The 13,347-nt window shown below is 71.2% G+C and carries 12 protein-coding genes and 1 tRNA gene; 10 read left to right on the plus strand and 3 right to left on the minus strand.

All coding sequences use genetic code 11. From position 1 onward, the window contains the following. Nucleotides 1-833, minus strand: an 833-nt coding sequence (locus ACIRFL_RS29425) for an ABC transporter ATP-binding protein (RefSeq protein ID WP_404034279.1), incomplete at its 3' end; no start/stop codon positions are given. Nucleotides 834-1,039: 206 nt separating this feature from the next. Between ACIRFL_RS29425 and ACIRFL_RS29430 the strand changes: the two genes are divergently transcribed. Next, nucleotides 1,040-1,113 (plus strand) — tRNA-Thr (locus tag ACIRFL_RS29430). A 334-nt stretch (nt 1,114-1,447) separates the two neighbouring features. Here the strand turns inward: ACIRFL_RS29430 and ACIRFL_RS29435 are convergent. Beyond that, nucleotides 1,448-2,716, minus strand: coding sequence for a cytochrome P450 (locus tag ACIRFL_RS29435; protein WP_404034281.1), 1,269 nt, complete (start codon nt 2,714-2,716; stop codon nt 1,448-1,450). 224 nt (nt 2,717-2,940) lie between these two features. Between ACIRFL_RS29435 and ACIRFL_RS29440 the strand changes: the two genes are divergently transcribed. Both ACIRFL_RS29440 and ACIRFL_RS29445 read left to right on the plus strand, forming a co-directional pair. After that, the gene (locus ACIRFL_RS29440; RefSeq protein ID WP_404034283.1) at nt 2,941-4,647 is read left to right on the plus strand and encodes an FAD-dependent oxidoreductase; all 1,707 of its coding nucleotides are present in this window, start codon (nt 2,941-2,943) and stop codon (nt 4,645-4,647) included. Nucleotides 4,648-4,761: 114 nt separating this feature from the next. Continuing rightward, on the plus strand, nt 4,762-5,709 hold the full coding sequence (locus ACIRFL_RS29445; protein ID WP_404034285.1) for an amidohydrolase family protein: 948 nt from the start codon (nt 4,762-4,764) through the stop codon (nt 5,707-5,709). A gap of 165 nt (nt 5,710-5,874) precedes the next feature. On the opposite strand, the gene ACIRFL_RS29450 is transcribed toward ACIRFL_RS29445, so the two are convergent. Next, nucleotides 5,875-7,524 carry an FAD-dependent oxidoreductase gene (locus tag ACIRFL_RS29450; protein WP_404034287.1) on the minus strand — a complete coding sequence of 550 codons (1,650 nt, stop codon included), beginning with the start codon at nt 7,522-7,524 and terminating at the stop codon, nt 5,875-5,877. 267 nt (nt 7,525-7,791) lie between these two features. On the opposite strand from ACIRFL_RS29450, the gene ACIRFL_RS29455 reads away from it, so the two are divergent. From ACIRFL_RS29455 to ACIRFL_RS29485, 7 genes are all read left to right on the plus strand, one after another. Next, nucleotides 7,792-8,865 (plus strand): SchA/CurD-like domain-containing protein, encoded by a 1,074-nt coding sequence (locus ACIRFL_RS29455; protein ID WP_404034289.1) that lies wholly within the window; start codon nt 7,792-7,794, stop codon nt 8,863-8,865. A 78-nt stretch (nt 8,866-8,943) separates the two neighbouring features. Beyond that, on the plus strand, nt 8,944-9,414 hold the full coding sequence (locus ACIRFL_RS29460) for a cupin domain-containing protein (protein WP_404034291.1): 471 nt from the start codon (nt 8,944-8,946) through the stop codon (nt 9,412-9,414). Next, complete coding sequence (locus tag ACIRFL_RS29465; protein ID WP_404034293.1) at nt 9,411-10,670, plus strand: beta-ketoacyl-[acyl-carrier-protein] synthase family protein; 1,260 nt, start codon at nt 9,411-9,413, stop codon at nt 10,668-10,670. The genes ACIRFL_RS29460 and ACIRFL_RS29465 overlap by 4 nt, the downstream gene beginning before the upstream one ends. Before the next feature lie 13 nt (nt 10,671-10,683). Beyond that, a complete protein-coding gene (locus ACIRFL_RS29470; protein ID WP_404034295.1) occupies nt 10,684-11,934 on the plus strand; it encodes a beta-ketoacyl synthase N-terminal-like domain-containing protein in 1,251 nt (416 codons plus the stop codon). A 63-nt stretch (nt 11,935-11,997) separates the two neighbouring features. After that, nucleotides 11,998-12,255, plus strand: coding sequence for an acyl carrier protein (locus ACIRFL_RS29475; protein ID WP_388713124.1), 258 nt, complete (start codon nt 11,998-12,000; stop codon nt 12,253-12,255). A gap of 1 nt (nt 12,256) precedes the next feature. Then, the gene (locus ACIRFL_RS29480) at nt 12,257-12,736 is read left to right on the plus strand and encodes an SRPBCC family protein (protein ID WP_404034297.1); all 480 of its coding nucleotides are present in this window, start codon (nt 12,257-12,259) and stop codon (nt 12,734-12,736) included. Between the two features lie 19 nt (nt 12,737-12,755). Next, nucleotides 12,756-13,079 (plus strand): TcmI family type II polyketide cyclase, encoded by a 324-nt coding sequence (locus tag ACIRFL_RS29485; protein ID WP_404034299.1) that lies wholly within the window; start codon nt 12,756-12,758, stop codon nt 13,077-13,079. Nucleotides 13,080-13,347 lie beyond the last annotated feature (268 nt).

Below are 13,347 nucleotides of genomic sequence, written 5' to 3' on the forward strand. Positions count from 1 at the left end.
ACCGTCTTGTCACCCTTGTCGGTGGCGGCCTTCAGCGCCTCGCGGTTGACCGGGACGACGCTGTTGCCGAACTTCACGCCGCCGTCGGTGATCGGTACCTCGATCAGGTTCATGGCCGGGGAGCCGATGAAGCCGGCGACGAACAGGTTGGCCGGGCGGTCGTACATGTCGCGCGGCGAGGCGACCTGCTGGAGCAGACCGTCCTTGAGGACCGCCACGCGGTCGCCCATCGTCATGGCCTCGATCTGGTCGTGGGTGACGTAGACGGTGGTGATGCCGAGGCGGCGCTGGAGGGACGCGATCTGCGTACGGGTGGAGACGCGGAGCTTGGCGTCCAGGTTGGACAGCGGCTCGTCCATGAGGAAGACCTGCGGCTCACGCACGATGGCGCGGCCCATGGCGACACGCTGACGCTGACCGCCGGACAGGGCCTTCGGCTTGCGGTCCAGGTACTCGGTGAGGTCGAGGATCTTCGCGGCCTCCTCGACCTTCTGCCGGATCTCCGCCTTGTTGACGCCGGCGATCTTCAGGGCGAAGCCCATGTTGTCGGCGACCGTCATGTGCGGGTAGAGCGCGTAGTTCTGGAACACCATGGCGATGTCCCGGTCCTTCGGCGGCAGGTGGGTGACGTCGCGCTCGCCGATGCGGATGGCGCCGGCGTTGACGTCCTCCAGGCCGGCGAGCATGCGCAGGGAGGTGGACTTGCCGCAGCCGGACGGGCCGACCAGGACGAGGAACTCGCCGTCCTCGATCGCGATCTCGAGCGAGTCGACGGCGGGCTTTTCGGAACCCGGGTAGATCCGGGTCGCCTTGTCGAACGTGACAGTGGCCATGGTGAGCAGGCCCCCTTCTACCGGCAGGAACGTGCCGGACGATCCGAGTAGGAAGGTGGATGGTGTAGTCCACGCGGGTGAACTGGGTCAGGACGGTACCTGGCGTTTCCCTGATCTGTCAGTACCTCGGGGACTGTGAACTTCGCGGAAATTTTCGACAAGGCGCCCCGGGGACGTGGGTACACTGCTCGGGCGGGTATCCGCACGCCTCCTTAGCTCAGCTGGTCAGAGCGCCGCTCTTGTAAAGCGAAGGTCGTCGGTTCGAATCCGACAGGGGGCTCTGTAAAGCCCACTCTGACCTGGGGTTCTTCCCGGCTGAGAGGCTTTTGCCGGCCTCGGACCCCTCGTCCGGGGCCGTTCGCATGACAGGCCGGGCCTGCCCGGGGTCGGTGGTGTGCGAGGGCGGCTTTCCGCACCGGGTGTGCGGGCTCCGGACCATGATCGGCGCGGAGCTGCCGGGACGGCTCTCGGATCTGCCGGGGGACCTGCCCCACCGCGCGGGACGGCGTCGGATCGGGTTGTCCCATGCCGTCCCTGCTGTTTTCTCCATGCCGCGCGACGACCACTGCGGGTCCGGCTCGGCACCGCCCGGGTCCGGCCGGTCGGTGATGGGTTCAGCCGGCGATCCGCTCCGGGTCGAGCACCACGGGCAGCTCGGCGAGTCCGCGGAACGCCGGGAAGGGCACGGTCAGCCAGCGCACCTCGTGCGGGGGCACGGCCAGCGTGATCTCGGGGTACCGGCGGAACAGCGTGGTGAGCGCGATGTGCATCTCCAGGCGGGCCAGCGGCGCGCCGACGCAGTAGTGGGGGCCGTGGCCGAACGCCAGGTGGGGCTGGCCTCCGGTGCGCGTGACGTCGAGCCGGTCGGGCTCGGCGTACACCTGCGGGTCGCGGTTGGTGGCGGTGAGGGCGATCTGGACGAGGGACCCCTTGGGGATCACCACACCGCGCATCGGGATGTCCTCGGTGGCGTGGCGGAAGGTGGAGCTTTCCACCGACCCCTCGTACCGCAGCAGTTCCTCGACGGCCTGCTTCAGGGCCTCGGGGTTCGCGAGGGCCGCGCGGCGCTGGTCCGGCTTCGAGAGCAGGTGGTACACGGCGTTGCCGATGAGGTACGCGGTGGTCTTGTGGCCCGCGAAGAACAGCACCCACGCCGTCGAGACCAGCTCATGGTCCGTCAGGGCGCCGTCCTGGTCCTGGGCCGCGATGAGCGCGCTCATCAGGTCGTCGCCGGGCGTGCTGCGCTTGCGCGCCACGAGGTCGACCAGGAGGTCGCGCAGCTTCCCCTCGGCCTCCTCCAGTGCCTTCTTCGCCTCCGGGCCGAATCCGGTCTTCGCCACGGTCACCGCCCACTGGTGGGCGCGCTCGCGCTCGTCCTCCGGCACGCCGAGGAGTTCGCAGATGACCTGGAGCGGCAGCGGGAACGCGAAGTTCGGGAGCAGGTCGACGGACGCGTCGGTCGGGCAGCGCTCCAGCAGTTCTTCGGTGACCTGCTGGATGCGCGGGCGCAGCGACTCCACCCGGCGCGGTGTGAAGGCGCCCTGCACGATCCGCCGCAGCCGGGTGTGCTTGGGCGGGTCGGAGAACAGCATGTTGTCGTCGAGCGCGATGGAGGAGTCGCCGAAGATGCGCTGGTACGCGTCGAGGGCGCCGTACATGTCCTTGCTCAGCCGCGGGTCGGCCAGCGCGGCGCGCGCGTCGTCGTAGCGGGTGATCAGGTAGGTGTCCACGCCGTGCGGTGGCTTCAGCGGGCACACCGGGGCGGTTTCCCTCAACTGCGCGTACACGGGGTGCGGGTTGGCGCGGAAGTCGGGTGTGCACCGGGAGGCGGCGGCCACGGGGTCCGCGGATCCGGATTCGGTGTGCAGGGGTGTTTGCGTCATGGCCTCGACGGTTCCCGGTGGGCCGCCGCCAGCAAACGTTCTTAACCCGTCCGGAGCGGCGCGGGGACGCGGCGCGGCGATCGGAGCAACAGAAGGTGCGGGGCCCAAGGAGCGGGCGAAAAGTTGATGCCGGTTGGAAACCCCCTGAGCCGCCGATTCCTGCGGGCTCGGGGTGTTCGGGTTCCGACGACAGACGATGACGAAAGTTGATAGGGGATCAGTCGATGAGCAAACGGGCCGTGGAATCCGTACCGGTTCTGGTGGTAGGCGGCTCCTTGGTGGGCCTGTCCACGTCAGTCTTTCTCAGTCGCCTCGGCGTCGAGCACCTTCTCGTCGAGCGTCACGCCGCGACGTCCACTCACCCTCGCGGCCGTGGGAACAACCTGCGCACCATGGAGCTGTTCCGGACCGCGGGCGTCGAGCAGGACATCCGCGCCGCGGCGAGCGCCCTGGCGGGAAACGACGGCGTCCTCCAGGTGAGCACGCTCTCCGGCGGCGACCGCCGGTGGATCGTCAAGGCGATCGACACGGGTCCGGCCCTGTCGCAGATCACCTCGTCCGGCTGGTGTCTGTGCAGCCAGAACGACCTTGAGCCCGTCCTCCTGCGCTACGCCCGCCACCTCGGCGGCGACATCCGCTTCGGCACCGAGCTGGTCTCCTTCACCCAGGACGCCGAAGGGGTGCACGCGGAGGTACGGGACCGGGACAGCGGCGAGACGCGCATCGTGCACGCCCAGTACCTCGTGGCCGCCGACGGGCCCCGCAGCCCGGTGCGTGAGCGGCTGGGCATCACCCAGTCGGGACCGGGCGCGCTGTTCCACAACGTGAGCATCACGTTCCGCAGCAAGAAGCTGCAGGACGTCGTCGGCGACAGGCACTTCGTCGTCTGCTACGTCACCGATCCCGCCGGCGAGGGTGCCCTGCTGCCGGTGGACAACCGCGAGCGGTGGGTCTTCCACGCGCCCTGGGCCCGGGACCAGGGCGAGACGCTGGACGACTTCACCGACGAGCGCATCGTCGCCCACATCCGCGCCGCGGCGGGCGCCCCCGACCTCGACGTCGAGGTCACCGGCAAGGCCCCCTGGCACGCGGCGGACCGCGTGGCCGACAGCTACGGCGAGGGCCGGGTCTTCCTGGCCGGTGACTCGGCGCACGAGATGCCGCCCACCGGTGCGTTCGGCTCCAACACCGGTATCCAGGACGCCCACAACCTCGCCTGGAAGATCGCGGCCGTCCTGCGCGGCTGGGCCGGTCCGGGGCTGCTCGACACGTATCAGACGGAACGTCGGCCGGTCGCGTTCGCGACGACCGCCCGCGCCCTGTTCCAGGCGGGCGAGGAAGAGCACCCGGGCTACACCCCGGAGAAGCGCAAGGACGATCCGGCCGACGCCCTGACGGTGGCCTTGTGCTACCGCTACCCGTCGGGCGCCGTTGTCGGCGCCGACCCGGACGCCGCGATCGTGCCCGCCGAGTTCGAGCTGGGCGGCGCACCCGGGAGCCGCGCTCCCCACCTGTGGGTGACCGCCCGGGACGGCCGGCGGATCTCCACCCTGGACCTCTACGAACGGTCCTTCGTCGTCCTCACCGGCCCCGGAGGCGAGGCATGGCGCACCGCGGCCGGTGATGTCGCCGCACGTCTGGGCGTCCCGGTGGAGGGCTACGTCGTCGGCGCGGGCCACGACCTGGTCCCCGAGGACGGGGCCGACTGGGCGGCGCTGCACGGCACGGCGGAGTCCGGTGCCGTCCTGGTCCGCCCCGACGGCTTCGTGGCATGGCGGTCGCCCGGGCTGGTGGCGGACCCGGAACGGGCCCTCGCGGACACGCTGTTGACGGTCCTCCGCCGCGAGACGCCACCGGACGCCGCGGCCGAGCCGCGGCGGACGACCGCGGCGGAGCAGCCGCTGGCGACGACATCCGACGGGCGCGTCTGAGCGCCTTCACCTGAACGCCGCTTCTGCACGAAGAAAGGCCCCACCGTGATATCGACTCACCCCACTCACCCCTCAGGGAACGCCCCGGCCGACGACGACGCCCGGACCTCCCGTGTGGACGTTCACCACCACTTCACCGCGCCCGCCTGGCTCGACTGGGCCGAGGCGCAGGGCCTCGTCCGGCGCGACAGGCTGCCCTGGTGGACCCGCTGGGACCTGGACTCCGCGCTCGCCCTGATGGACCGCACGGGGATCCGCACCACCGTCATGACCGTGGCCATGCTCGGCCGCATCCAGGAGCGCGGCAAGCGGGAGGAGAGCGCACGGGTCGCGCTGGAGGCGGCGGCGGAAGTCGCCGCCGGCCACCCCGCCCGCTTCACCTTCTTCACGCCGGTCTTCCTCGACGACCTCGACCTGTCGAGCTGGTCGCTGAAGTACGGTCTCGACGACCTCGGCGCCGTCGGGGTGAGCACCCGCACCAGCGCGGGCGGTGTCTATCTCGGCGACCCCTCCCACGACCGCCTCCTCGCCGAGCTGAACGACCGCTCCGCTGTCATCAGCACGCACCCGATGGACGTACCCGGTGGCAACGCCGACGGGGCGGGCGTGCCGGGCCTGCCGCCGTTCATGTGCGACTTCCTCATGGACACGACTCGCGCCGCGATCAACCTCATCCTCAACGGCGTCCTCGACCGCTACCCCGACATCACGTTCGTCCTCCCGCACGGCGGCGGCTTCCTCCCCTACATGGCCACCCGCCTGGAACTCCTCAGCGACCACCTCACCCCCGAGATCGAACCGTCCCGGATACGCGACTACCTGCACCGCTTCTACTACGACACGGCGGGCCCCATGTCCCCGTCGTCGACCCCCACCCTCATGGCCACGGTCGACCCCGACCGGATCCTCTACGGCACCGACTGGCCGCCCACCTCCGCCCACGTCGTCTCCGACGTCGCGGCGCCGGCCCTGGACAGCGACCCGGCCATCGCCGGCCATCAGCTCCGCGGCATCAACCGGGACAACGCGCTGCGCCTGATACCCGCGCTCGCCCGGGTCTGAGCCGGCCGGTCTCAGGTCAACGGGCCTATGCACAGCGGAGGTTGCGCGCGGCGGCCCTCGGCCTGGGTGCCGCCGTCGCGGACCTCGACTGCGGACGACGAAGGCCACCCGTGCCCTTTCGGCGCGGGTGGCCCTCGTGTCACCGGTATCGCCCAAGTCGCCGTCTCAGCCCGTGCGCAGGACTTCCCCGAGGACGCCGCGCAGCTCTGCCTCCGGGTCCGCCACCGCGCAGGAGGACCGCCAGGCCACGAACCCGTCCGGCCGCACCAGGACGGCACCGTCGGCCGTCGTGCCGTGCAGCCGCGTCCAGTCGACCGGTCCGGTGGCGCCCTCCGTGTCGTACGTCAGATCCGCGTCGGCGCCCGGGCCGATCCGGTAGGCGTCGAGCCGTACGCCGTCCTGTTCGGCGATCCGGCGGGCCGCGGTGTGCCAGCCGGCGTCGTCCGGGGCGTCGGTGAGCAGGACCATGGAGCGCTCGTACAGGTCGATGGTGGAGACCCGCTCGCCGTCGCGGCGCAGCCACAGGTGCGGGGCGCGGCTGCCGGGCTGTCCGGCCAGGCGCAACTCCTCGGGGACGACGGGCTGTTCGGGGTCGGCGCCGACGACGGCGCCCTGCGGGTAGTGGTAGCCGAGTACGACGTTGAGGATGCCGCCGCGCCGGCCGCCGCCGACGCCGGGGGCCGGGACGAAGCCGGGGTGGCTGTGCTCCACCGAGCGGGCGGAGGCGCGGGCGCTGGTCGCCAGGGCCACCGGGCGGCGCTCGGTTTCGTAGGTCTCCAGCAGGCCGGGACCGGCCCAGCCGTCCAGCACCGCGGCCAGCTTCCAGGCGAGGTTGTGGGCGTCCTGGACACCGGTGTTGCAGCCGAACGCCCCGGTGGGGGACATCTCGTGGGCGGAGTCACCGGCGAGCAGCACCCTGCCGGACGTGTACTGGTCGGCGACCCGTTCGGCCGCACGCCACGACGCCTTTCCGGTGATTTCCACGTCGAGGTCGGGGACGCCGACGGCCCGCCGGATGTGCCGTTGGAGGCGTTCCTCGGTGAACTCCTCCAGCCTTTCGCGTTCCGGATGCCACGGTGCGTGGAAGACCCAGCGTTCCTTGTTGTCGATGGGCAGCAACGCGCCGTCGGCCTCGGGGTTGTTGAGGTAGCAGCAGATGAAGTGCCGGTCGCCGACGACGTCCGCGAGCAGCTTGGAACGGAAGGTGACGCTGACGTTGGCGAACAGGTCGCCGGGTCCCGACTGTCCGATGCCGAGGCTGTGGCGCACCGGGCTGCGCGGGCCGTCCGCCGCGACCAGGTAGTCCGCGCGGACCGTGTACCGCTCGTCGGTGGTGCGGTCCAGGACGGTGGCCGTCACTCCTTCGGCGTCCTGCTCGAAGGACTCCATCCGGTGGGAGTAGCGCAGGTCGCCGCCGAGTGCGCGGGCGCTGTGAAGGAGTACCGGTTCGAGGTCGTTCTGGCTGCACAGGCACCACCCGGTGGGGCTGAGCCGGGCGAGCCCGCCACCGGGGTCGATCTGTTTGAACAGCCACTCTCCCGCGTCCCCGACCAGCGTCGGGGCTTGCAGGATGCCGTGGTTGCCGGCCAGCGGTGAGGCAGCGGCCTTGATGCCCGGTTCGATGCCGGCCACCCGGAACAGCTCCATCGTCCGTACGTTGTTGCCCCGTCCGCGTGGATGGACCGAGGTCCCCGAGTGCCGCTCGACCAGCATGTGCGGCACACCGAGACGGCCCAGGAACAGGGACAGGGACAGGCCCACCAAAGAGCCGCCCACGATGAGGACGGGAATCCGGTGGTTGGCTTTTTGATGCATCGGAAGTCTCCATGAGCAGAGGTGCGCCGATGGGGCGCCTGTGGTTTTCCATGCCCTCTGCGGGCGGCTCGGTGCGTCTCGGCCCGCCCAATCACCCGCGTGGTTCACAGCCTTTGGCGGGCGGCTCGGGGTGTCTTCCCGGTGCCCATCACCCGCGTGGTTCATACGAGTCGCGCGCTTGTGGGGACCGGCACAGGATCAAGGAACGCTGACGTCGCGTCATCATCGGCCGGCGTCCGCATCTGCACGCGAAGGAGATGTACGCAGATGACCATCATGGCTGAACGTGTGTCAGAAGAGCTGACACGACAGGTGTCGAAAGTCTCCCAGTCCGTGTTCGACGGCTCCCGGCTGCGGGTCGTCCTGCTGGTCGACGTCTATGACGGAGCCCAGCAGCAGTTCCTGAAGGCGTACGAGAAACTGTGCAACCAGGTTGCGTCCGTGCCCGGCCACGTCAGCGACCAACTCTGCCAGTCCATCGAGAATCCCTCCCAATGGCTCATCACGAGCGAGTGGGAGAGCGCCCCGCCGTTCCTCGACTGGGTGAACAGCGAGGAACACGTGGAGATGGTGAAGCCGCTGCACGGCTGCGTCCGGGACACCCGGTCGCTGCGCTTCCACGTCGTGCGGGAGACCGGCGTGGGCGTCGAGCGGTCGCCGCACCGCAGGCTCCAGAACGCGCCGCGGATCGGTGACGGGCTGATCCGGCACGCGCTGACCTTCACGGTCCGGCCGGGCAGCGAGGAGAAGGTCCAGAAGATCCTCGCGGACTACCGCTCGCCCGAGCCACGGGTCGACGACAGCACCCGGCTGTGCCGGACCTCCCTGTTCATGCACGGCAACCGGGTGGTGCGGGCCATCGAGGTACGCGGCGACCTGCTCGCGGCACTGCGGCACGTGGCCCGGCAGCCCGAGGTGCGCGCGGTCGAGGAGGCCATCAACCCGTACCTGGAGCAGGACCGGGACCTCAACGACCAGGAGTCGGCGCGGATCTTCTTCACCCGGGCTGCACTGCCGGCCGTGCACCACGTGACGACGGACGCGATGGCCTGGGGCGAGCGGTGTGCCCTGTACTACCCGGCGGTGCCCGGCCGCGGCATGCGACTGGCCGAACTGCTCGCCCAGTACGACGAGATGGTCGCCGAGGACCCGACCAGCCCGGTGCTGCGCAGCACGATCTTCCAGCGCGACGACGTGGTGGTGCGGCTGCTCGATCTGCGCGAGGAGAGCGGTGTCCAGCCCGTGGTGCCTCCGTCGGCGCACGCGGCCGAGCTGAAGTCGCTCCTCGCCGGCGAGGCTTCCCGCATGACCCTGGTCACCGACCGCCGTTCGAACGCCTGACCCGGCGGCGCGATCCGGCGTGGCCCGTTCCGTGGCCACGTCCCTCTTCGCGCCGCAGCACACTAACGGAGGAACGTCGTGATCAAACCCCGTCCCAGAATCGTGGACCTCAGCGAGGTCGAGCCCAACGTCCGGCGCGGCGGCGATCTGCGCGCCATGCTCACCCCGGCCACGGTGGGTGCCACCAGCGGTTTCATGGGCGTGGCCATCGTGCAGCCCGGCGACCGCATCGGTGAGCACTACCACCCCTACTCCGAGGAGTTCGTCTATGTCGTCTGCGGTCAGCTGGAGGCGGACCTGGACGGCGAGGCGCACGCGCTGCGGCCCGAGCAGGGGCTGATGATCCCCGCCTACATGCGGCACCGCTTCCGCAACGTCGGCAAGGTGGAGGCCCGGATCGTCTTCCACCTCGGTCCGCTGGCGCCGCGCCCGCAGCTGGGCCACGTCGACACGGAGGAGACCGAGGTGATCGGCGCCGCCGCCGTCACCACCGAGGCGGTCGCGGCGGGCGCCGGTCGGGCGGCCGACGCGGGGAAGGTTCCTTCATGACCCGGCGCGTGGCGGTCACCGGCATAGGCATCGTCGCCCCGGGCGGCATCGGCGCACCGGCCTTCTGGGATCTGCTCGCGGCCGGCCGCACGGCGACGCGTGGCATCACGTTCTTCGACCCGGCGGGCCTCAGGTCCCGGATCGCCGCCGAGTGCGACTTCGATCCGGCGGCGCACGGGCTGGGCGCCGAGCAGGTCGAACGGGCGGACCGGTACATACAGTTCGCGCTGGTCGCCGGTGACGAGGCCGTGCGGGACTCGGGTCTCGACCTGGCCGGGGAGAACCCCTGGCGGGTCGCGGTCTCCCTGGGCACCGCGGTCGGCGGCACCACCCGCCTGGAACACGACTACGTCCTGGTCAGCCACCGGGGTCAGCAGTGGGACGTGGACCACCGGGAGGCGGAGCCGCAGTTGCACCGGGCGTTCTCGCCGAGCACGCTCGCCTCGGCGGTGGCGGAACGATTCGGCGCACGGGGTCCGGTGCAGACCGTCTCCACGGGCTGCACCTCGGGGCTCGACGCGGTCGGGTACGCCTTCCACACCGTGGAGGAGGGCCGGGCCGACGTCTGCATAGCCGGTGCCTCGGACTCGCCGATCTCACCGATCACCATGGCGTGCTTCGACGCGATCAAAGCCACGTCCCCCAACAACGACGATCCCGCACACGCCTCCCGACCCTTCGACAACAACCGTGACGGGTTCGTCATGGGCGAGGGCGGCGCGGTGCTCGTCCTGGAGGAACTGGAACACGCGCGGGCCCGAGGCGCCCACGTCTACTGCGAACTGAGCGGCTACGCCACCTACGGCAACGCCTACCACATGACCGGCCTGACCAGCGAGGGCCTGGAGATGGCCCGGGCCATCGAGGACGCCCTCGACCACGCCCGGCTCGACCCCACGGCCATCGACTACGTCAACGCCCACGGCTCGGGCACCCGGCAGAACGACCGGCACGAGACGGCCGCCGTGAAGCGGGCCCTGGGACCGCACGCGTACCAGACGCCCATGAGCTCCATCAAGTCCATGGTGGGGCACTCCCTCGGCGCGATCGGCGCGATCGAGGTCGTGGCCTGCGTGCTCGCCCTGGCCCATCAGGTCGTACCGCCGACCGCCAACTACGAGACCCCGGACCCCGAGTGCGACCTGGACTACGTCCCCCGTGTCGCCCGCGAGCGCTCGCTCGGCAGCGTGCTCTCCGTGGGCAGCGGGTTCGGCGGCTTCCAGTCCGCGGTGATCCTGACCCGGCCCCGGGAGTAAGGAAGAGGACACGATGAGCGCACCCCGCGAACGCCGCGCGGCCATCACCGGAATCGGTGTCGTCGCACCCAACGGAACCACCACCGACACCTTCTGGAAGGCCACCCACGAGGGGCGCAGCGTCCTCGACCGGATCACCCGGGAGGGCTGTGAGCACCTGCCGCTGAAGGTGGCCGGCGAGGTCCGCGCCTTCGACCCGGCGGCGGCGGTCGAGGAGCGCTACCTCGTCCAGACCGACCGGTTCACGCACTACGCGATGGCCGCGGCCGACCTCGCGCTGGACGACGCCCGGCTCGGCGCCGCCGACACCGCCGACGCGCCGTTCTCGATCGGTGTGGTCACCGCGGCCGGTTCCGGCGGCGGTGAGTTCGGCCAGCGGGAGCTGCAGCGACTGTGGGGCAAGGGCAGCCGGTTCGTCGGCCCCTACCAGTCCATCGCCTGGTTCTACGCCGCCTCCACCGGTCAGATCTCCATCCGCCGCGGCTTCAAGGGGCCGTGCTCGGTCGTCGCCGCCGACGAGGCGGGCGGCCTGGACGCCCTCGCCCATGCGGCCCGGGCGGTGCAGCGCGGCACCGACGCGGTCGTGGCCGGCTCGACCGAGGCGCCGCTCGCGCCGTACTCGATGGTGTGCCAGCTCGGCTACGAGGAGCTGAGCACCGTCGAGGACCCGGCCCGCGCCTACCTGCCGTTCACGGCGTCGGCGGCCGGGTTCGTGCCCGCCGAGGGCGGCGCCATGGTCGTGGTGGAGGCGGAGCGGTCGGCCAGGGAGCGCGGTGCGCCGCTGCGCGCCCTGCTCGCCGGGCACGCGGCGACGTTCACCGGCGCCTCCCGCTGGGCGGAGTCCCGCGCGGGTCTCGCCCAGGCGATCCGGGGCGCCCTGGACGAGGCCGGCTGTGCGCCGGAGGAGATCGACGTGGTCTTCGCCGACGCGCTCGGTGTGCCGGAGGCGGACCGCGCCGAGGCGCTGGCGATCGCCGACGCGCTGGGCGGGCACGCCGCACGGGTGCCCGTCACCGCGCCCAAGACGGGCATCGGCCGGGGCTACTGCGCGGCGCCCGTGCTGGACACCGCGGCTGCGGTGCTCGCGATGGAGCACGGTCTGATCCCCCCCACCCCCAACGTGTTCGACGTCTGCCACGACCTGGACCTCGTGACCAGCCGGGCCCGCGCCGTGGAACTGCGTACGGCGCTGGTCCTCAGCCGGGGGCTCATGGGGTCGAACTCGGCGCTGGTGCTGCGGCGCGGCGCCGGCGAAGGGGTCTGAAGAACCTGACGCCTCCTACCGAGGCCGTCTCACAGCACCTCCCGGAGAGAAGGAGAACAACGCATGAGTGCCCACATCACCGTGGAAGAGCTGTCCGGGCTCATGAAGCAGGCCGCCGGGGTCACCGTCGCCCCGCAGGAGCTGGAGCAGCGGTCCGACACCGGCTTCGACGCGCTCGGCGTCGACTCGCTGGGCCTGCTCGGCATCGTGGGTGAGCTGGAGAACCGGCACGGCACCCCGATGCCGCCGGACGCGGAGCGCTGCAAGACGCCCCGGCAGTTCCTCGACCTCGTCAACAGCACCCTTATGGCAGGAGCCTGACATGGCAGGACACACACAGAACGAGATCACCATCGCCGCACCCCTGGACCTCGTCTGGGACATGACCAACGACCTGGAGAACTGGCCGCAGCTGTTCAGCGAGTACGCGTCGGTCGAGATCCTCTCCCGGGAGGGCGCGAAGACGACGTTCCGGCTGACCATGCACCCGGACGACAAGGGCGTCGTGTGGAGCTGGATCTCCGAGCGTGAGCCGGACCGCGAGACGCTCACCGTCAAGGCCCGCCGGGTGGAGACCGGGCCGTTCGCGCACATGGACATCCACTGGCACTACGAGCAGGTCCCGGCCGGCACCCGGATGGTGTGGACCCAGGACTTCACGATGAAGCCGGACGCCCCGGTCGACGACGACTGGATGACCGACAACATCAACCGGAACTCCAAGATCCAGATGGCCCTGATCCGGGACAGGATCGAGAAGGCCGCGGCCGGGCAGCGGTCCGCGGCCGCGCTGGCCGACTGAGCACGGAAGGACGCATCCGATGCACCAGGCCCTGATCGTCGCCCGCATGGCCCCGGGCTCCGCCCCCGACATCGCCAAGGTGTTCGAGGAGTCCGACCGGGGAGAGCTGCCGCACCTCGTCGGGGTCGTCCGGCGCAGCCTCTTCCAGTTCGGCGATGTGTACATGCATCTCGTCGAGTCCGAGCGTGAGCCCGGACCGGCCATCGCCAAGGTCACCGGGCACCCGGAGTTCCGGGACATCAGCGAGCGGCTGTCGGCGTACGTCAGCGCGTACGACCCCGAGACCTGGCGCTCCCCGAAGGACGCCATGGCGCAGCGCTTCTACCTGTGGGAGCGCGACTGAACGGGCCGCCGCCACGGACACCGGCCGCCGGGCCCGCGCCGCCGCGGGCCCGGCGACCGGTGTCCGTGTGTGCCGGTGCCGCCGGGTCCTCCCTGCCCGGCCGCGGCAGGGCTTGTCGAGCAGACCTGGAACCGGGTGCCGCCTGCTCGGGAGACACATCGGCCTGACACCCCGCACCGCACCGCCCGGCCGCGGCCCGGTCGGGCGGTGCGGCCTCAGCGGAGGCGGGCCCCGCCGCCGTCCACCGACGCCCGCGCCCGCACCGCCG

Source organism: Streptomyces sp. NPDC102462 (assembly GCF_044765425.1).
GTDB lineage: Bacteria > Actinomycetota > Actinomycetes > Streptomycetales > Streptomycetaceae > Streptomyces.

Excerpts from the sequence above, each read along its gene's own strand:
- ACIRFL_RS29485 (WP_404034299.1), top strand. The coding sequence starts at position 12,756 with ATGCACCAGGCCCTGATCGTCGCCCGCATGGCCCCGGGCTCCGCCCCC.
- ACIRFL_RS29470 (WP_404034295.1), top strand. The coding sequence starts at position 10,684 with ATGAGCGCACCCCGCGAACGCCGCGCGGCCATCACCGGAATCGGTGTC.
- ACIRFL_RS29480 (WP_404034297.1), top strand. The coding sequence starts at position 12,257 with ATGGCAGGACACACACAGAACGAGATCACCATCGCCGCACCCCTGGAC.
- ACIRFL_RS29440 (WP_404034283.1), top strand. The coding sequence starts at position 2,941 with ATGAGCAAACGGGCCGTGGAATCCGTACCGGTTCTGGTGGTAGGCGGC.
- ACIRFL_RS29455 (WP_404034289.1), top strand. The coding sequence starts at position 7,792 with ATGACCATCATGGCTGAACGTGTGTCAGAAGAGCTGACACGACAGGTG.
- ACIRFL_RS29435 (WP_404034281.1), bottom strand. The coding sequence starts at position 2,716 with ATGACGCAAACACCCCTGCACACCGAATCCGGATCCGCGGACCCCGTG.
- ACIRFL_RS29475 (WP_388713124.1), top strand. The coding sequence starts at position 11,998 with ATGAGTGCCCACATCACCGTGGAAGAGCTGTCCGGGCTCATGAAGCAG.
- ACIRFL_RS29450 (WP_404034287.1), bottom strand. The coding sequence starts at position 7,524 with ATGCATCAAAAAGCCAACCACCGGATTCCCGTCCTCATCGTGGGCGGC.
- ACIRFL_RS29465 (WP_404034293.1), top strand. The coding sequence starts at position 9,411 with ATGACCCGGCGCGTGGCGGTCACCGGCATAGGCATCGTCGCCCCGGGC.